This is a genomic window from Pseudomonas graminis, assembly GCF_001705435.1.
GTDB lineage: Bacteria > Pseudomonadota > Gammaproteobacteria > Pseudomonadales > Pseudomonadaceae > Aquipseudomonas > Aquipseudomonas graminis_B.
Genome location: NZ_MDEN01000053.1, coordinates 109,654 through 129,905 on the forward strand (window position 1 = coordinate 109,654; position 20,252 = coordinate 129,905).

Below are 20,252 nucleotides of genomic sequence, written 5' to 3' on the forward strand. Positions count from 1 at the left end.
ATGAGGCTGCCCCATGACTGATCATTCGCGCCCGTCACTGCTGGTGCTGAACGTAGGTTCTTCCAGCGTCAAGTTTTCCCTTTACGACGCCACCGATGCCCCTGCGCAAGACCCCTGCCTGGGTCACGGCAGTTTCGAGGTACACCGGGACACCGAGCGCCTGATCTTCCGCCACGCCGACGGAACCCGGCAAAACGCGCAATGGCCACGCACCGACGGCCCGGCGGATAGCGGCACGTTGCGGAACATGATGGGCTGGATAGAGCAACACACCGAAGGGCACCTCTGTGCGGCGGCCCATCGGGTGGTTCACGGCGGCGATCGCATGGTCACGGGCGCCCGAGTGGATCCGGCCCTCATGGGCGAGCTGCAGGCGCTCATTCCCATGGCACCCCTGCATCAGCCGCGGTGCCTGGCGCCGATTCACTATTTGGCGCGCGAGCACGGCGGCCTGGCGCAATATGCCTGCTTCGACACGGCCTTCCACCACACCCTCGATCCGCTGGAGACCTCATTCGGGCTGCCCCGCGCCATGACCGAACAGGGCCTGCGTCGCTACGGTTTTCACGGGCTGTCCTACGAATACATTGCCGGTGTCCTTCCCGAATACGATGAGCGCGCAGCGAAGGGCCGCACGATTGTGGCGCACCTGGGCAACGGGGCCAGCCTGTGCGCCCTGCATAACCGGGTCAGTCGGGCCACGACGATGGGCTTCAGCACGCTGGACGGTTTGTTGATGGGCACGCGTCCCGGTCGGCTCGACCCCGGCGTGTTGCTGTACCTGATGCGCGAGCGCGGCATGGACGCCGAAGCCCTCGAAGACCTGCTCTATCACCAGTGCGGTTTATTGGGCGTTTCCGGTGGTATCGCCAGTGACATGCGCGAACTGGCTGACAGCACCGCACCAGCGGCAGCACAAGCAATCGCGTTATTCGTGCGCAGCGTCGTGCGAGATATCGGCGCCATGACGGCGGTCCTTGGCGGCCTCGATGCGCTGATCCTGACCGGCGGCATCGGCGAAAACTCGGCGCCGGTTCGCAACGCGATTCTTGACGGCTGCGCATGGCTTGGCCTGCAGCACCCGTCCTCACCCAACACGCCACAAGGCGCCTGCCTGTCGCTGCCCGACAGCAAGGTTTGCGCCTGGACCCTCCCGACCGACGAAAACGCTGTTATCGCCCGCCACGCCCTCAAGCTGTTGCACAGCGGCGCCTGAATCGACCAGTGCGCATTTGCGCGCCACACCTTTTGCGTATCGCACCCAGTGGAGTCGCCATGTACAGCTTCAACCCGTCACTCTCCAGCGTCGATGAAACCCACGTCAGCCGCGGGTCCTGGATGGAGCCCGACACCTCGTCAGGCCCCCTGGCCCCCGAGTTGCTCACGCGCCTGCACCACTACTGGAACGCCGCGAATTACCTGTGCGTCGGCCAGATCTATCTCAAGGCCAACCCACTGCTGCGTGAACCGCTGCTGGCCGAGCACATCAAGCCCAGGCTGCTGGGGCACTGGGGGACCTCGGTCGGGCAAAACTTTATCTACGTGCACCTGAACCGGCTGATCAGCGAGCGACGCACTGAAACCCTCTTTATTTCCGGGCCCGGCCATGGCGGTCCGACCATGAACGCCTGCGCCTGGCTCGAAGGCACCTACAGCGAAGTGCACCCCGACATCACCGCAGATGAAGCCGGCATGTTGCGTTTCTTTCGCAGTTTCTCCACTCCCGGCGGCATTCCCAGCCACTGCGGCCCGCATACGCCTAACTCCCTCCACGAGGGTGGCGAGCTGGGCTATTCGCTGATGCATGCCTTTGGCGCGGTGTTCGACAACCCTTCATTGCTGGTGGCCTGTGTGATTGGCGACGGTGAGGCTGAAACCTGTCCGCTGGAAGGCAGCTGGAAAAGCGTGCACTTCCTCGACCCCCGCCGTGACGGCGCAGTGCTGCCGATTCTGCATCTCAACGGCTACAAGATTTCCGGGCCGACGGTCGAGGCACGGCTTGCCGACGACGATCTGCTCGAGCTTTACCGAGGCCGGGGTTATCAGCCGATTATCGTCGCGGGCGATGACCTGCCGGGCATGCACCAGCGCTTCGCCGCCGCGCTCAATCGCTGTGACGACATCATCTGTGAGATCCAGGCCGCTGCCAGAGAGGGCGGCGGAGCCGTACGCGCGCGATGGCCCATGATTATTCTGCGCAGCCCCAAAGGCTGGACCGGCCCCAAGGTCGTCGACGGGCTGCCGGTCGAGGGCACGTTCCGCGCCCATCAGGTTCCACTCGCCAACGTCATCGGCAACCCCGAGCACCTCCAGCAACTGGAAGACTGGATGCGCAGCTACGAACCCCAGACGCTGTTCGATGAACAGGGGCGCCTGGCGCCAGGACTTCAAGCCCTGACACCGCCACCGGCGCTGCGCATGGGTGCGATCCCTTACGTGAACGGTGGCCGCATGCTGGTGGCGCTGGACCTGCCGAACTTTGCCGAATACGGGCTTGAGGTGCCTGGCCCGGGGCAGGTGATTGCAGAAGCGCCGCGCAAGCTGGGTGAGTACCTGCGCGACGTGATGCGCAACAACCCGCGCAACTTCCGCGTATTCGGGCCGGACGAGACCAACTCCAACCGGCTCAATGCGGTGTTCGAAGCGAGCAACCGGACGGCCGCCGGGCCGTGTCTGGACATTGACGACCATCTGGCCTCCGACGGGCGTGTGATGGAAGTGCTAAGCGAGCACCTGTGCGAGGGCTGGCTCGAAGGGTACCTGCTCACCGGGCGCCACGGCATGTGGTCAACCTACGAAGCGTTCGCCCAAGTGGTCGATTCCATGGTCACGCAACACGCCAAGTGGTTGCAGCAAAGCCGTGAGTTTGCCTGGCGCCGGCCGCTGGCTTCGCTCAACATCCTGATCAGCAGTCACGCCTGGCGCAACGACCACAATGGCTTCAGTCATCAGTCCACGGGGTTCGTCGACAACGTGCTGCAGCGTCGTTCGGATGTGGTTCGCGTGTACTACCCGCCGGACTCCAACTGCCTGGTCAATGTCTTCGACCACTGCCTGCGCAGTCGCAACTACGTGAACGTCGTGACCTGTGGCAAGCAGCCGGATTTCCAGTGGCTGGACTTCGATGCGGCGCTCAGGCACTGCTCCCAAGGCGCGTCGATCTGGTCCTTTGCCAGCAGCGATGACGGGGCGCCGGACGTGGTGCTCGGTTGTGCGGGGGATGTGCCTACCACCGAGGCAGTGGCGGCCGCCTGGTTGCTGCAAAAGCATGTGCCCGGCATCCGCGTGAGGCTGGTGAACGTGGTCGACCTCGGGATTTTGAGCGCCCCCGAGGATCGGCCCCATGGCATGGATCACGCCTCGTTCGAAGCGCTGTTCACCCGGGACGCACCGGTGATGTTCGCCTTTCATGGCTCGACCTGGGTCATTCACTCGATGGTCCACGGCCGCGCCAACGAAGCCCGTTTTCATGTGCGCGGCTTCAGCGACCGAGGCACCACCACCACGCCTTTTGACATGGTGGTGCTCAACCGCATGAGCCGTTATCACCTGGCGATCGACGCCTTGAGCCACGTCCCGCATCTGCGCGCCCACAGCCTTGACGCCGTGCACTTCTTCGAGAGCCAGTTGCGCAAACACGATGCCTGGATTCGGGAGCACTTCGAGGACATGCCGGAGATCAGGAACTGGCGCTGGACGGATGATTTCAGTGACTCCGATGCACCGCCGCCACTGGCCAAGGGGCATGTCCGCGGGCAGACCTTCACGGACGCGTGATCCATCAACCTTTTAACTGCAACGGAAGGCCGAGCACATGAACAGACTCAAAATCGTCGCCAGCCCCGAGGCACGCCGTTGCTTCAACACCTCCCGCGAGGTGGTGGAGTTTGGCGCGACCGACCTGACCGATGTCGCGGCGGTCGTTCTCACCGCCCTGGACTGGCGCGAGGGTCGGGTCGACGATGTCTGCCGGTCCGGGTTCGACATACCGGTGTTTTTTGCCGTGGCCAAAGACGACGAGCTGACCCGGGAAGCCATTCTCGACGTAGAAAAGGTGCTGCTGCAAATCAGCGGCGTGTTCGACCTCGGCGTCGACAACGCCGAGTTCTACGGCCACAAGCTCGAGCGGGCGGCCACGCAGTACGAGGAGGCATTGCTGCCGCCGTTTTTCGGCGCGCTCAAACACTATGTCGAGCGGGGCAACACCACCTTCGCCTGTCCGGGTCATCAGGGCGGGCAGTTCTTTCGCAAACATCCGTCGGGCCGGCAGTTCTTCGATTTCTTCGGGGAGACGTTGTTTCGCGCGGATCGCTGCAACGCCGACATCGAAATGGGCGACCTGCTGATTCACGAGGGCGCGCCCCTTGAAGCGCAGAAACGCGCGGCGAAGGTCTACAACGCCGACAAAACCTACTTCGTTCTCAATGGCACCTCGACGTCCAACAAGGTGGTGACCCAGGCGTTGCTGACCCCTGGCGATGTGGTGCTGTTCGACAGAAACAACCACAAATCCATTCATCAGGGCGCGCTGTTTCAGGCCGGTGCGACGCCGCTGTACCTTGAAACGGCACGCAACCCCTATGGCTTGATCGGCGGCATTGATTCGCACTGTTTTGAAGAAGGCTATCTGCGTGAGCAACTGAGCCTCGTCGCACCTGCCAAGGCCGATGAGGCGAGGCCGTTCCGCCTCGCAATCATTCAGCTGGGCACCTACGACGGCACGGTGTGCAATGCGCGGCAGATCGTCGATCGCATCGGCCACTTGTGCGATTACATCCTGTTCGATTCGGCGTGGCTGGGGTACGAGCAATTCATCCCGATGATGAAGGACTGCTCGCCCTTGTTGCTGGAGCTGGGCCCTGACGATCCGGGGATCTTCGTCACGCAGTCCATCCACAAGCAGCAGGCCGGGTTTTCCCAGGCCTCGCAGATCCACAAGAAGGACCGTCACATCAAAGGGCAGGCGCGCTACTGCAATCACCTGCGCCTGAACAATTCGTTTATGGCCCAGGCCTCGACCAGCCCTTTCTACCCGCTGTTTGCCTGTCTGGATGTCAACGCGCGCATGCACAGCGGACGCAGCGGCCATCGGTTGTGGGACGAGTGCGTGCGGGCCGGCATCGAGGCGCGCAAGCTGATGATGGACAATTGCACGCTGATCAAACCCTTTGTGCCGCCGACCATCGACGGTCGCTATTGGCAGGACTATCCGACGGACGAAATTGCCCGTGACCTGCGGTTTTTCCGTTTTCACCCGGACGAACGCTGGCACGCGTTCGAGGGGTATACGGAAAACCAGTACTTCATCGACCCGTGCAAACTGTTGTTCACCACCCCCGGGATTGATGCCGTGAGCGGGCAATACACTGACTTCGGCATCCATGCCGGCGTGCTGGCGACGTTCCTGCGCCAGTTCGAGATCGTCCCTGAAAAGAACGACCTCAACACCATCCTGTTCCTGCTGACCCCGGCCGAAGGCAAGGCAAAGATGGAGCATCTGGTGGCGCAAATCGGCCGCTTCGAGCGGTTCATCAAAGACGACGCACCCCTGGCCGACGTGCTGCCGGCGCTCTACAACGCCCATCAGGTCCGCTACCGCGACTACAGCATCCGCCAGCTGTGTCAGGAAATGCATTCCCTCTACGCCCGGCACGACGTGAAGCAGCTGCAGAAGGCAATGTTCCGCAAAGCGAGCATGCCCGTGGTGGCGATGGATCCCCGTGAAGCCAATCTGGAATTTGTGCGCGGCAAGGTCGAGCTGATTGCGCTGGAGGATGCCCGCGGCCGGGTGGCAGCGGAAGGCGCATTGCCGTATCCACCGGGGGTCTTGTGCGTGGTGCCCGGCGAGGTCTGGGACGGCGCGGTGCTGGCATATTTTCTCGCCCTGCAAGACGCGATCAACCAGTTCCCGGGCTTCAATCCAGAGCTTCAGGGTGTGTACCTGCGCACCGAAGACGACGGCCGCATCCGTGCCTACGGGCATGTGCTCCAGCAGTGAGCGCCGCGATTCCCATCCCCCGAACTTAACCGGTCCCAACCAGAGGAAGACGCCATGAAAGGCAAAATGAAAGCGGCAGTAATCGAAGCATTCGGCAGCCCGCTGGTACTCCGCGAGTGGGACATCCCCACGCCAGGCCCCGGGCAGATTCTGATCAAGACCGAAGCGTGCGGGGTTTGTCACACCGACTTGCACGCGGCAAGGGGCGACTGGCCGGTCAAGCCGTCGTTGCCATTCATTCTCGGCCATGAAGGCATCGGCATCGTCGTCGCCTTGGGCGCGGGCGTGACCCGCGTGGGCGAGGGGGATCGCGTGGGTGTGCCGTGGCTGTATTCAGCCTGCGGCCACTGCGAGTATTGCCTGAGCGCATGGGAAACCGTGTGCGCCAGCGCCGAGTTCGGTGGTTACACCCGCAATGGCGGGTTCGCCGAATACATCCTCGCTGACCCTGAATACGTCGCACGCATTCCCGCCGGGCTCGCGCCCCACGAAGCCGCGCCGATCATCTGCGCCGGGGTGACGACTTACAAGGGCATCAAAGAGGCCGATGTGAGGCCGGGTCAGTGGATCGTGATTTCAGGGATTGGCGGTCTAGGGCACTTGGCCGTGCAGTACGCCAAAGCCATGGGCCTGCGCGTGTGTGCGGTGGACGTCGACGACGGCAAACTGGCCCATGCCACTCAGTTGGGCGCGGACGCGGCGGTGAATGTCCGCCACGGCGATCCGGTGCAAGCCGTCAGGGACGTCACCGATGGCGGGGCCCATGGCGTGCTGATCACCGCGCCTTCGCTGGCGGCCTTCAAGCAAGGGGTAGGCATGACGCGCAAATGTGGCACGTGTGTGCTGGTAGGACTGCCACCGGGCGAGTTTCCACTGTCGCTGTTTGAGGTGGTCGCCAACTGCATCACCGTGCGCGGCTCGTTCGTCGGCACTCGGCAGGACATGGCTGAAGCACTGGCGTTCGCCGCCGAAGGCAAGGTCAAGGCCGACATCGACCTGCGGCCGTTGGCCGAGATCAATCAGGTGTTCAGGGAGCTTGAAGATGGCGAAGTGAAATCCAGGATCGTGATCGACTTTCGCGGGTGATTGACCCGGCCTCTTCCCGGCTGAAGCCTGCCCTACGGTGCATCGCATGCAGTCAGTGGGATTGGCGTTGACGCTGACTCGTAGGACCGCCTTTAGCCGGGAAGGCGTCAGTTGTCACGCCGCAGAATTCAGGCTGCTTGCACTGGCCTCTTCCCGGCTGAAGCCGGTCCTACTGTGCATCGCATGCAGTCAGCGGGATTGGCGTTGACGCTGACTCGTAGGACCGGCTTTAGCCGGGAAGGCGTCGGTGGGCACGCCGCAAAATTCAGGTTGCTTACACTGGCCTCTTCCCGGCTGAAGCCGGTCCCACTCTTGCACCGTATGCATCCAGCAAGAACCCGCAAGCATCACCCGCAGTTGGATCAATTACCCGAGTGAAAGGGAATCGGCTGGCGTGGCGCTTCGGGTGTGGTGTGGGGCTGGCCAACCATTTCGTCGTAGACCACCGGGTGGACGATAAACAGTTTCACTTCCTGGGTGGACGACAGGCATTTGCGCGCTTCGTCGATCGACGCCACGTGCAGCACCTTGCCATCGGGGCTGGTGACCGCATTGGACTTGCCGTCCATGAGCGCATGAATGACATAGGAGCCACCTTCGACCGAGACCAGATTGACCTCGGTGACTTCTCCGGCCTTGACGTGTTTGCTGAGCTTGTCCAGATCCATTACGGCACCTTAATGTCGCCCGCGGGCGTTGTCTGTTCCATGGATTGATGCGAAACCGTCGAAGCGGCCTGCCTGTATTGGAAGGGGATGGCGGTGCCAAGTTCAACGCAAAAACGGGGAGGGGGACGAGGAGGCGTTGCCGGGGATTTCCAGGAAGAGTGCCGGCACAGAAGAGAGGGCGCCGGCACCGGGAAACCTGCCGCCACCTGCCAACACCATCAGCAGGCAGCGGCCGGAATTCATGACATCAGCAATCAGCAGAGCTTGTCGATGACGCGCAGGCCTGGCGCTTTCTGCACGGCGCCCCATTCACTGCTCAGGGTTTCCAGCACCTGGCCAAGGAACTGCTTGTCCGCGGCGGCCTTCTTGCCGACATAGCCGTGGCCTTTGCGGTACATCTTCAGCCGGGCACGCATATGCGGGTGCTGATTCTCGAATTGCTCTTCCTCGGTGCAGGCACCCAGGCCGTCCATGTGCACGTTGCCTTCCTCGCACACCCAGAGGATGTGGCTATCAAGGGAATCCTTGCGTGCGGCGAACAGTCGAGCCAATTGATCAATGGTAGGTTGGTTGTTCAGATTCATGGTTGTTACCCCTTTTTGACCACTGGTTAATCTATCGAGTGAGTTCAAACGCAATGGCGAATCGTCCGTCGACTCGCGCTCCTTCCATATGCTGACAAGCAAGGTCCGTCGGTACACAGAGCCGGTGCCGGGCCACACGTGTGTGGGCATTGATGAGAGCAGAGGAGGAAGGTCGGACCCGGGGGAGAAACGGCGGACGCCTTGGGGACACGGGCGACTGAGTGGTCGACCACAAGTGTCATGAGGACGTGTCGCCGGCGCTCGGCCTGGTGGGTCGATCTTGCCGGTTCGGCTTCATCAATCTGCCTTGTGGGCAGCACACATCCAGAGGTTGTTCGACGGCTGTATCGAACGGGCCCGGAATACTTTTGCCAGCTCTCCCGATCGGGGAGACGCCTGCACTATGCAGTCGGCAAAAGGCCTCGTCAATGGTTTTGTAGTGATTATTTTGGAGCACTACAAGATTTGTAGTTTCAGAACACGAAGGTCGATTCGTGACTACAAAGTCAATGAATCCGGGGGGCACAGCGCAGGGGCAAAACGCAGAAGGCAAAACGCAGAAGGCAAAACGCAAAACTGGGTGCCTGAAACGACACTTGCCCGCGACCGGGTCAGGCAGCCGTTGTTTCCGGCTGGCCGACCCTGTCGCGGGCAAGCGTGTCGCTATGAATCCAGACGCGAGTACTTACGCCTGTGGAGCCTTTTGCAGTTCAAACAGCAACAGCGAACGCGCTGTGACCGTGTACTCGCTGCCGAACTCGAACTGATCCTTGCCATCGATCTCCGGCTGATTGGTGTCAATCAGGCTGGTCCAGTTGAGGCCTTCCGGCACTTCCGGCAGCGTGAAGTTGACGCCGTCGTGATGCGAGTTGACCAGCAGCAGCAGCGTGGCTTCAGAGCCGCGACGACGGATACCGGTTTCCTGCGCGCGGCCATCCATCAGCATGCCCAGGCAGCGACCATTTGGGTCTTCCCACTGCTCGATGCTCATCTCTTCGCCGCTTGGCGACAGCCAGGTCACGTCCTTGACGCCCAGTGCATCGTTGTAATCGCCTACCAGGAAGCGGCTACGACGCAGGATCGGGTACGACTGACGCAGCTTGATCAGACGCTTGACGAACGCCAGCAGGGCCTTGCCGTCTTCGTCCAGATCCCAGTTGACCCAGCCGATCTCGCTGTCCTGGCAATAGGCGTTGTTGTTGCCGTGCTGGGTGCGGGCGAACTCGTCACCGGCGACCACCATCGGCGTGCCCTGAGCCAGCAGCAGCGTCGAGAAGAAGTTACGCATCTGACGCAGGCGCAGCGCGTTGATTTCCGGATCGTCGGTCGGGCCTTCGACGCCACAGTTCCACGAACGGTTGTCGTTGCTGCCGTCCTGGTTGTTCTCGTCGTTGTCTTCGTTGTGCTTGTCGTTGTACGACACCAGGTCGTGCAGCGTGAAGCCGTCGTGGGCGGTGATGAAGTTCACCGACGCGTACGGCCGGCGGCCACGCTGGTTGAACAGGTTGCCCGACGCGGTCATGCGGTTGGCGAAGTCTGCCAGCTGGCCTTCGTCGCCTTTCCAGAACGCACGGATGTTGTCGCGGAATTTGTCGTTCCACTCCGCCCAGCCCGGCGCGAAGTTGCCGACCTGGTAGCCGCCTGGACCGCAGTCCCATGGCTCGGCGATCAGTTTCACCGAACGCAGCACCGGATCCTGGCGGCAGGCCACGAGGAAGCTGTGGCGTTCGCTGAAACCGTCGTGGTAGCGGCCGAGGATGGTGGCCAGGTCGAAACGGAAACCGTCGACGTGCATTTCGGTCGCCCAGTAACGGAGCGAGTCGGTGACCATCTGCAGAACGCACGGATGGCTCAGGTCGAGGGTGTTGCCGGTGCCGGAATCGTTGATGTAGTAACGCTTGTCATCCGGCATCAGGCGGTAGTAGGAAGCGTTGTCGATACCGCGCATGGACAGGGTCGGGCCGCGCTCGTTGCCTTCAGCGGTGTGGTTGTAGACCACATCCAGAATCACTTCCAGGTTGGCATGGTGCATGTGCGCAACCATTTCCTTGAACTCGGAAATTTTGCCGTGGGCCAGGTAGCGCGGGTCCGGTGCGAAGAACGCCAGGGTGTTGTAACCCCAGTAGTTGGTCATGCCCTTTTCCAGCAAGTGCTGGTCGTTGACGAAGGCGTGGATCGGCAGCAATTCGATCGAGGTGACGCCCAGACCTTTGATGTGCTTGATCACGTCATCGACCATCAGGCCGGCGAAGGTGCCTTTGACTTCATCGGGCACGGACGGGTGACGCATGGTGAAACCGCGGGTGTGGGTCTCGTAGAAAATCGTCTTGTCCCACGGCACGTCGACGCGCTGCTCGCGGCCCCAGGTGTAGGCAGGGTCGATGACCTTGCACTTGGGCACGAAGGGCGCGCTGTCACGCTCGTCGAAGCTCAGGTCGTCGTCCGGGTGACCGATGGTGTAACCGAACAGTGCCTCGGACCACTTCAGCTCGCCAACCAATTGCTTGGCGTACGGGTCGATCAGCAGTTTGTTGTGGTTGAAACGGTGGCCGTTCTTCGGATCGTACGGACCGTAGACGCGGTAACCGTAGACCTGACCCGGGTGGGCGTCCGGCAGGTAACCGTGGAAGATCTCGTCGGTGTATTCCGGCAGCTCGATACGCTCAAGCTCCACTTCGCCGGCGGAGTCGAACAGGCACAGCTCGACCTTGGTGGCGTTGGCGGAAAAGATGGCGAAGTTGACGCCAAGGCCGTCCCAGCTGGCGCCCAGCGGGAAGGGAAGGCCTTCACGGATGCGCGAAGCCGTGACTTCGGGGCTGCCAGCGTTGCCGGATTCATTCTGTGTAGCGGCGTTCTTATCTTGCGTGCTCATGTGTATTCCTGACGTTCGAATGAGTTCCTGAAGGCGAACAAAGCCGTGGCCTCAGTCCATGACTGCGCCATCGATGCAACAGGGTGGGTGCAACAGGGTGGTGCGACTGAATCAAAACTACCGCAGGGACACGACCGTTTTGCGACGATCCCTGCGGCAGGGGTACTGGCTTTGCGACGATGACGCGTTACGCCTGGGAATCAGGGCGTAGGTGGCTTCGCTGCGGCGGGCTTCTTCGCAGAAGACTTGGCGGCAGGTTTGGCCGGTTTGGCGGAAGCGTCAGCAGCGCTTGCTGGAGCTTTTGGCTTGGCAGCAGGCTTGGCCGGCGCTTTTGCCGCTGGCTTCGGTGCAGGCTTGGCGTCTGCCTTTGCATCAGCACTGGCCGGCTTGTCTGCAGGTTTGGATGCAGACTTCGCAGCAGGTTTGGCCGCAGCTTTAGCAGCGGGTTTGGCGGCGGCAGCCTTGGGCTCCGCTTTGCCGTCAAGCTTGGACTTCGCCGTCTTCGCAGCAGCCGGTTTTTTAGGCGACTTCGCCTCGGCGGCGGCCAACTTGCTGGCCATTTCCCAGTGGCGGGCGTCTTGCCCATGTGGCTTGCCTTCCGTTTCCCAGATCTGGTGGGCAAGCTCGCTGATTCTTTTATCGTCGGCACTCATCTCGACACTCCCGGTATCACAAGGTTTGTATAAGCAGGTTTACAGAAATTTCCTTGAGCGCTGCGCTGAGCAACAGTTCCTTGCTGGATGTGACTGTAGCCTGTGAAAAAAGTCCCTTCCAATTTGGATGTGAATCAGCGAACGGCAGGTTGATTCGTGTATCGCCCCAATTTGCTGCACTGATGAATGGAGTTTGCGCAGTGCCCAATAGTTCAGCCGGCAAGCGCGGAACCACAACAATAGCCCGCATCTCCTTGGTTACCCGGGCAAAAGCCACGACGTGATCGGCTTTTTCCCCGACCACTTCCAGCGGTTGATATTCGCCTTCACTGAACAGAGCGGGGTACTGGTTGCGCAGGCTAAGCACCTGAGCAATCAACGCCTGCTTGATCCGGCCGTCGTGCCACTGGTTCAACAGCTCGGTGACCGGCACGGACGCCTGCAACGCTTGTTCGCGAGCGGGGTAATCCACCGGACGGCGGTTGTCCGGATCCACCAGGCTGAAGTCCCAGAACTCGGTGCCCTGATATAGATCAGGCACACCGGGCGCTGTCATTCGCAGCAAAGTTTGCGCCAGACTGTTGAGCGCGCCGGCGGTCGCGATGCGATTGGCCGTGGCACCGATGGATTGGCGCAGTGCCAGACCGTCGGCGCTGAGCAGCACGTGCTCCAGAAACTCGCGGCAAGCGGTCTCGTAGGCCTCGTTGGGCGCGCTCCAGCTGCTGTGCAGTTTGGCTTCACGCAGGGCCTTTTCCTGCCACTGAGTCAGGCGCTTTGCATAGGCTTCGAAGGCCGGCTCGCCTTCGAGATCCAGCGGCCAGCTGCCGATGATCGCTTGATACAGCATCAGCTCGTCACCGGGGCTGATGTGGGTGTCGCCGGTCTTGAGCGGTGCCGACAGCTGCTGCCAGCGTTCGACCTGTTCGGCGTACCATGGCGCCAGTTCACTGAGCACGGCCAGACGGGTGCGAGTGTCTTCGCCGCGCTTGTGGTCGTGGGTCGCGGTGGTCAGCAGGTTGCTCGGAAAGCTCTTGTGACGCTCGATCGAGACCTGATGAAACGCCTCCACCGGCGCACTGAAATGTTGCGGGTGGAAGCCCACGTCGTTGCGCGACAGCAACACGGCGGAGCGGTAGAACGAGGTGTCTTCCACCGACTTGGCGGCCACTGGCGAGGTCAGCTGCTGGAAACGGTTGCCGGCCTTGCGGCGCATTTCGCGCAACGGGCCCGTCGGGTAGTCACGCAGCTTCTCGCCACCCAGCCACAACTTGAGCGAGTCCAGCACCGGCCAGTCGCCTTCGCTGAGCATCTCGCGCGCGCCATCCATGGCCTGCTGGAAGAAACGCTCGTCCTCGGCAGAACGGCCGCAAGCGGTGAGGTAAGTGCGGTAGACCGGGAAGTTACTGACCAGCGCCAGCAGCGCCCGGCGGATGGCGCCAAGGGTCATGTCGCGGGTCATCACGTCACTGCGCGACACCTGCAGTAACGCCTGGGCCAGGTTCTCGAAATCACCGGCCAGTGTGCCGTGAAGGACCAGGTCGCGAGCTTCCAGGACTTCCTTGTTGAAGTCGGCCGTGCGTCCGCTGAGGCGGCTCCACAGCTCGCCCAATACCGCTTCACCCTTGGGATCATGCTGCAGCAGCGACACCTGGTTCATGAATTCATAACCGGTGGTGCCATCGGTATTCCAGTCGGTGCGCAGTTGCTCGTCGGAACCGAGGATCTTTTCGACGAAAATCGGCAGACGGTCCAGCTCGGTGCCTGCCGGGCGCCGTTTCATCAGGCTGTCGACGCGACGGCGCAGCTTGCGGCAATAGCCGCGCGGGTCGGCCAGGCCATCGATGTGGTCGATGCGCAGACCATCCACGAGGCCTTCAGCGATCAGTTCGAAGATCTTGCCGTGGGTCGCCTCGAATACCTGCGAGCGCTCGACCTTCAGGCCGCCCAGCTCGTTGATGTCGAAGAAACGCCGCCAGTTGATGTCGTCGCCTGCGGTGCGCCAGCTGGCCAGTCGATAGTCCTGCTGCTCAAGCAAACGGTGCAGGCGATCGAAGCCCTCCGGCGTGGTGGAGTCGAACTGCGCCAGGCCTTCTTCAACGGCCTTGACCAACTCGGGCTTGGCCTTGACCGCCTCGGCCAGTTCCGCCTTGGCCTGGCGCGCACGCTCATAGGCCTGCGGATAGTGGTCGAGTTCGGCAAAGCGCTGGGCCAGTTCGTCCAGCTCGGGACGTTTCGCAGCCTTCAACAGCGGCGCATACGTAGCCGGATTGATCGGGAAGAGATGCTGGTAGTGCTCGGCGTGGAAGCTGCCGTTTTCTGCATCAAACCGCAGCGGCACTTCGCCGTTCTGCAACACGGTGCCGTAGTCAGTGCTCAGGAACGGCAGCAACAGTTGGCCCTTGAGCAGCGGGTCCGGGGAATTCCACTGGATGTCGAAGAACTTGGCATACGGGCTGCGTTGACCCCACTCCAGCAGGTCCAGCCACCACGGGTTGTCATTGCCACCGACCGCCATGTGGTTGGAGACGATGTCGAGAATCAGGCCCATGCCGTTCTCGCGCAGCGCCGCGACGAAGCGCAGCAACGCAGGCTCACCGCCCAGCTCGGGGTTGATCACCCGTGGGTCGACCACGTCGTAGCCGTGCATGGAACCGGCGCGGGCTTTCAGCAACGGCGAGGCATAAATGTGGCTGATGCCCAGGCTGGCGAAGTACGGCACCAGCTTAGTGGCGTCGTCCAGCGTGAAGTCTTTGTGGAACTGCAAACGCTGGGTGGCGCGCAGGGATTTAAGAGGGGTACTCATTTTTGATCACGCTCCGCGGCTTGTTTACGTGCCGCTGCCAGAATTTCAAGGCGTCGAGCTGCATCGGCGTTGTCCAGCAGTGAACCGCTGTCGCCGTTGAGCCGACGTCGCCAATTGGGATGACTGTCGATAGTGCCGGGGAAGTTCGCCTGCTCCTCGATACCGAGGGCGTCCTCGATCGGGAGCAACACCAGCGGGGCCGGGGTGTGGCCGAGGTAAGCGATGCTGTGGTCGATGATGTCGGCGGCGCTGATGTCGTCACCGCCGCTTGGCAGCGTGTAGTTCTGCTTGAGTGCCTTGACCAGCCCCTGGCGTTCACGCTCGCGGCTGTCACGCATCTTCTGCTCGGCTTCGTCGTCGACAAACCCGAGGGTCTTGTTCCACTGGATGTCCAGCTCGCTCAGCCAACCGGTGAGGGTAGGGAGGTCGTGGGTGCTGGTGGTCGCCAGTGCATCTCTGGACCATTTGGTGATCGGCTTGAACGTCGCATCGTCTTGTTCGAACAACAGCACGCGCATGCCGAGGATTTCACGCTCGGACAGTTTTTCGTGCAGGCCTTCAGGCACGGTGCCGAGGTCTTCGCCGAGAACGATCGCTTCGTGCCGCCAGGATTCCAGGCTCAACAAACGCAGCATGTCGTCCAGCGGGTAGTTCAGGTAAGCACCTTCACTGGCAGGCGACCCCATCGGCACGACCCACAGGCGCTGCAGACCCATCACGTGGTCAATGCGCAGGCCGCCGACGTGGGCGAAATTGGCGCGGAGCATTTCAATGAACGCCTGGAAGCCGTTGCGTTTAAGGCCCGTCGGCGAGAACGCCGAGATGCCCCAGCTCTGGCCCGAGCGATTGAGAATGTCCGGCGGGGCGCCGACGGTCAGCGCGGAAAGCAGCTCGTCCTGACGGCTCCAGGCCTGACTGCCGGCACCGTCGGCACCTACGGCCAGATCGCCGATCAAGCCGACGCTCATGCCGCTCGAACGCGCAGCGGTCTGCGCGCGCTCAAGGCCGCGAGCGATCAACCACTGGGCGAACGCGTGGAAGCCGATCTCTTTCTCATGCCTGGCGGCGAAGGCGTCGAGGGCGGGGTTCTTCGGATCTTTGTACTGCTCCGGCCATTCATGCCAGTTGCCGCCGATGCCCAGTTCATCGCCGGCATCACGCAAGGCCTCAAAGCGGCAGTGGTTTTCCAGCGCTTCACCGCCTGCGCGGCGGAAGCTCTTGAAGTCCTCGTGGAAAGGGTGATCGCTGCCCGTGAAGCCGGCATACAGCTCGCGGAACAGTGTCCATTTGGCCTTTGCCGCGGCCGGCCAGTCGATCAGCTGAAGCCCTTCGAGGCGCTTGAATTCCTCGGCCAGGCCAGCCTTCTCGATCGCGACTTCAACCGCCCGGTCACCCAGAATGGTCCCGGGCGCTGCGTACAGCGCGTTGAGGAACAACCGGCTGGACGGCGAATAGGGGCTGTAGCGCTCGCTGTCGTTGGAAAACATCGCGTGAACCGGGCTGATGGCCACGGCCGAGGCGCCACGTGCGCCGGCATCGCGAACGAAAGCTTCCAGCCCCTGGGTGTCGCCGATACCGCCATCACCGTCGCGACGCAGGTAGTACAGCTGCGTGGTCAGGCCCCAGTCGCGGGCGATGGAGTCGTTGCTGGCCATGGTCAGGCTGTAGCAGGTCTTCGGCGCAACGGCGATGGTCAACTGCTGACCATCCACTTCCAGCTGGTGATAGCCGACGGCGGCCAACCCTGGCAGGGCGGCCTTGTCGGTCAGCTTCGCTTCGAGCAGCGAGCCGTCCTCCAGCGTCAGCTTGAACGCGGTGGCTGGCGCGAACCAGCTCGACAGGTCCAGATCCTTGCCATGGTCGACGGTCATCAACGGTGGCGGGGTGGCCGGCTGGCTTTCTTCGTTCAGGCGTTTGAGGCTGGCTTCGACGTCTTCTTCCGTCTCGGCGGGATACCCCAGACCGCCGAGGACCTTGCGCAGGACCTCGGGGCTCACGTGTTGCGGTTTGGCGTTGGCGTCCTTCCAGTCAACCGACAGGCCCGCCTGGGCCGCCAGTGTTTCCAGTTGCTCATTGCTCATCCTGTTCCTCCACAACATCACTCGATTTCAGGCTGACAATGGCCGTGTATGGATTGAGGGTGGCGGATGGGGAAAGTTCTGCGGACTTGGCGTGGGACTGATGAAGCACTCTGTAGCCGCTGTAATCATCGGTGTCGACCGCCTCGGTGCCGAGGTTCAGGTCGATGCGCAGCTCGCTGCCGTCGCCCAGTGTCCAGCGTGCGCTGACGGCTTTGTCGCCCAGCTCTTTCACGCCCAACGCGCTGGCGCTGTGCAGGCGAGGGAACAGCTCGGTCTTGCGAATGTGCAGCAACGTTTTGTAGAGCTCAAGCCAGTTGCGATGGTCCTGACCCTTGTCGGTTTCCAGCAGCAGCGCATCGAACGCCGGGCGCGAGGCTTCGAAGGTCTTCAGCGCGTTGGGATCGGGGATCTGTTCGCGCTTGGCCGGGTCCTTGAACGCGGCAAAATCCTTGAACTCGCCACGACGGCCTTCGCGCACGGCGTCTGCCAGCTCGTCATGGAAGTCGGTGAAGAACAGGAACGGTTCGCTCGCGCCCCATTCATCGCCCATGAACATCAGCGGCACCATCGGTGAAAGCAGCAACAGTGCGGTCGCCGCCTGCAGTGCTTGCGGCGGGCTCAGCTGGACCAGGCGCTCGCCGAAGGCACGGTTGCCGATCTGGTCGTGGTTCTGCAAAAACAGCACGAAGGAAGTCGGCGGCAGGTGGCCGCTGGGTTCGCCCCGGGCGTGACCATGGCGGGTGGATTCGCCTTGATAGACAAAGCCTTCACCCAGCAGACGGGCAAGCTTCTGCGTAGGCTTCTCGGCGAAGTCGGTGTAGTACGCGTCCGTCTCGCCGGTCAGCAGGACGTGCAGCGTGTTGTGGCCATCATCGTTCCACTGGGCGTCGTAGCCCTGATCCATGCGCCCGGCTTCGTTGAACTCGTTTTCCAGGGTCAGCCAGACGTGACGTTCGGACGGGATTGCATCGCGTACGTGTTTGGCCAGGTCTTGCAGGAAGGTCGGGTCTTCAATGGCGTGCACAGCGTCGAAGCGCAGGCCGTCGAACCGATAGTCCTGCAGCCACATCATGGTGTTGTGGATGAAGAAGTCGTGCACCTCACGGCGGCGGAAATCGATCGCGTCGCCCCACGGGGTCTTCTTGTCGCTGCGGAAGAAATGCTTGGCGTAGGCGCCGAGGTAATTGCCGTCCGGGCCGAAGTGGTTGTAGACCACGTCGAGAATGACCGCCAGGCCCAGACCGTGGGCGGTGTCGATCAAGTGCTTGAGCTGGTCGGGCGTGCCGTAGGAGGACTGGGCAGCATAAGGCAGCACCCCGTCGTAGCCCCAGTTACGGTTCCCCGGGAACTGCGCGATAGGCATCAGCTCGATAGCGGTGATGCCGGTATCGACCAAGTGCTGGAGGTGCTTTTCAACGCCCTCATAGCCACCCAGTGCACCGACGTGCAGCTCGTAGATGACGGCCTCGTGCCAGGGCCGGCCTTGCCACTCAGTGTTTTCCCACTGATAGGCGGCCTGGTCGACAACGATGCTGTAACCATGCACGTCGCCGTCCTGCGCCCGGGAAGCCGGGTCAGGAACAGTGAGGTTGTTTTGTGCATTGAGGGTGACGTTGTAGCGATAGCGTGTGCCGGCAACACACTCGGTGTCGAGAACGAACCAGCCGTCCTGCTCTGGCTGAAGGGCCTGGGCAGGCCCGTTTTCGAATTCGACGCTGACGTTTTTGGCATCCGGTGCCCAGAGGGCAAACCGGGTGTGTTGTTGATCCAGCATGACGGCGCCGTGGCGCCAGTTTTGATCCGTGCGCGAAGGCATCCGTAATTCCTTGATCATTGAGTTATCAGTAGTGCAGTACCGCGACCGCATTCTTTTTCAGCAGCTCCTGGTACAGATCAGCGTAGGGTTCTACCGCTTTGTGCCAATCGAACGGAGCGGCCATGGCGCGGCAGCGCATGGCGTTGAGCAACAGAGGGCTTTCGAAGACCTTGAAGGCGCGGGTCAGGGCGTCGGTGTAGCTTTCGACGGTGGATTCGTCGAACAGAAAGCCGGTGCAGCCGTCTTCAATGGTGTCCGCCAGGCCGCCCGTGCGACGTGCGACCGGCAGCGAGCCGAAGCGCTGTGCGTACATCTGGCTAAGGCCGCAAGGCTCATAGCGGGAAGGCATCAGCAGAAAGTCACTGCCGGCGAACATGCGACGTGCGTCGGTTTCGTTGAAGCCCACCCGGACGCTGACCTGACCCGGGAAACGGGCGGCGAGGTCGCGCATGGCGTCTTCTTCTTCAGGCTCGCCACGGCCGATGATCGCGATCTGGCCGCCGTTGTTGACGATGTGCTCGGCCACGCCAATGGTCAGGTCCAGACCCTTTTGGTAAACCAGACGGGAGACCACGGCGAACAGTGGGCCAGTGGACGGCTCCAGTTCGAACAGCTCGCGCACGTAGTCAGCGTTGATTTCCTTGCGGGTCCACTCATTCGGGGCGAAGCGGCAAATCAGGTGTTCGTCGGTGGCCGCGTCCCAGCTCTCGTCGATGCCGTTGGGGATGCCGCTGAGCTGACCGCGGTCGGCCTTGCTCTGCAGGAAACCTTCCAGGCCGCAACCGAAATCCGCCGTGGTGATTTCCTTGGCGTAGGTCGCACTCACGGTGGTGATGTGGCTGGAGTAGGCCATGCCCGCTTTGATGAACGACAGCTGGCCGTAAAATTCCATGCCCTCCGGGTTCAGTGCCGAGTCCGGAATGCCCAGCTCGCGGCTGGAGGCAATGCTCACAAAGCCCTGATACGCCAGGTTGTGAATGGTGAAAATCGACGGCGTGGTCTGGCCGCGCCATTTCATGTACGCCGGCGCCAGGCCTGCTGGCCAGTCGTGGGCGTGAACCAGCTCGGGGCACCATTGGGTCTTGACCGCGCCGGCTGCGAAGTCGGCGGCCGCCAGGCCCAGGCGGGCAAAGCGGATGTGGTTGTCGGACCAGTCGCGGCCGTCATTGTCACCGTAGGGCGTGCCTTCACGCTCGTACAACTCGGGACAGATCAGGACGTAGATGACCAGACCGTCTTTCATGTCCATCCGGCCGATCTTGCAGGGAGGCAGCGCGGCGTGGCCGGGCAGCTCGCTGATGATGTGGATCGGATTGCCGCTATTGATGACCTGCGGATAGCCGGGAATCAGCACGCGTACATCGTGCAGGTGGCGCATGGCGCGCGGCAGTGCGGCAGACACATCGCCCAGGCCGCCGGTTTTCACCAGGTCGGCCATCTCTGAAGTCACGAACAGGACTTTCTTGCGGGTAACCGAAGAAACCACTGGTTGAACAGGAGGCAGTTGCAGCACAGGTGCGCTCGTCGTTGCGAAGACCGGCAGATGGGTCAGCTCGCTGGCCGGCTGATTAAAACTCTCTCCCTTCTGGGTTTTGACAGCGGCACTAATCATCGTTTTCTCCAGTTCGATATGCAGTGTTGGTACAGCACTTAGTTGTAAGCGGCCATTTCCTATGGCCAGGCACACAAGA

Annotated in this window: 12 protein-coding genes; 4 read left to right on the forward strand and 8 right to left on the reverse strand. The window is 62.0% G+C overall.

Features of this window, described 5'->3' with window-relative positions; genetic code table 11:
* Positions 1-13: 13 nt before the first annotated feature.
* From BBI10_RS04450 to adhP, 4 genes are read left to right on the forward strand one after another with little or no spacing between them, the layout of a single operon-like run.
* A complete protein-coding gene (locus tag BBI10_RS04450) occupies positions 14-1,216 on the forward strand; it encodes an acetate/propionate family kinase (protein WP_065987153.1) in 1,203 nt (400 codons plus the stop codon).
* A gap of 59 nt (positions 1,217-1,275) precedes the next feature.
* Positions 1,276-3,777, forward strand: a complete 2,502-nt coding sequence (locus tag BBI10_RS04455; protein ID WP_065987154.1) for a phosphoketolase family protein — start codon at positions 1,276-1,278, stop codon at positions 3,775-3,777.
* A 37-nt stretch (positions 3,778-3,814) separates the two neighbouring features.
* Positions 3,815-5,998: an ornithine decarboxylase gene (locus BBI10_RS04460; RefSeq protein ID WP_065987155.1), complete on the forward strand. Its 2,184-nt coding sequence runs from the start codon at positions 3,815-3,817 to the stop codon at positions 5,996-5,998.
* A 54-nt stretch (positions 5,999-6,052) separates the two neighbouring features.
* Complete coding sequence (gene adhP, locus BBI10_RS04465; protein WP_065987157.1) at positions 6,053-7,084, forward strand: alcohol dehydrogenase AdhP; 1,032 nt, start codon at positions 6,053-6,055, stop codon at positions 7,082-7,084.
* Between the two features lie 362 nt (positions 7,085-7,446).
* Here the strand turns inward: adhP and BBI10_RS04470 are convergent, their stop codons facing one another.
* From BBI10_RS04470 to glgA, 8 genes are all read right to left on the reverse strand, one after another.
* Positions 7,447-7,752 (reverse strand): DUF6482 family protein, encoded by a 306-nt coding sequence (locus tag BBI10_RS04470; RefSeq protein ID WP_065987158.1) that lies wholly within the window; start codon positions 7,750-7,752, stop codon positions 7,447-7,449.
* A 254-nt stretch (positions 7,753-8,006) separates the two neighbouring features.
* Entirely contained in the window at positions 8,007-8,336 is a 330-nt protein-coding gene (locus tag BBI10_RS04475; RefSeq protein ID WP_065987159.1) for a hypothetical protein, read from the reverse strand.
* Between the two features lie 685 nt (positions 8,337-9,021).
* A complete protein-coding gene (gene glgX, locus BBI10_RS04480) occupies positions 9,022-11,208 on the reverse strand; it encodes a glycogen debranching protein GlgX (RefSeq protein ID WP_065987163.1) in 2,187 nt (728 codons plus the stop codon).
* A 200-nt stretch (positions 11,209-11,408) separates the two neighbouring features.
* Complete coding sequence (locus BBI10_RS04485; RefSeq protein WP_065987164.1) at positions 11,409-11,861, reverse strand: DUF2934 domain-containing protein; 453 nt, start codon at positions 11,859-11,861, stop codon at positions 11,409-11,411.
* 16 nt (positions 11,862-11,877) lie between these two features.
* Positions 11,878-14,664, reverse strand: a complete 2,787-nt coding sequence (locus BBI10_RS04490; RefSeq protein WP_065987165.1) for a malto-oligosyltrehalose synthase — start codon at positions 14,662-14,664, stop codon at positions 11,878-11,880.
* On the reverse strand, positions 14,661-16,745 hold the full coding sequence (malQ, locus tag BBI10_RS04495) for a 4-alpha-glucanotransferase (protein WP_065987166.1): 2,085 nt from the start codon (positions 16,743-16,745) through the stop codon (positions 14,661-14,663). The genes BBI10_RS04490 and malQ overlap by 4 nt, the downstream gene beginning before the upstream one ends.
* Positions 16,735-18,561 carry a malto-oligosyltrehalose trehalohydrolase gene (gene treZ, locus BBI10_RS04500; RefSeq protein WP_065987167.1) on the reverse strand — a complete coding sequence of 609 codons (1,827 nt, stop codon included), beginning with the start codon at positions 18,559-18,561 and terminating at the stop codon, positions 16,735-16,737. Before treZ ends, malQ begins: the two co-directional genes overlap by 11 nt.
* A gap of 25 nt (positions 18,562-18,586) precedes the next feature.
* Entirely contained in the window at positions 18,587-20,173 is a 1,587-nt protein-coding gene (gene glgA / locus BBI10_RS04505; protein WP_065987170.1) for a glycogen synthase GlgA, read from the reverse strand.
* Positions 20,174-20,252 lie beyond the last annotated feature (79 nt).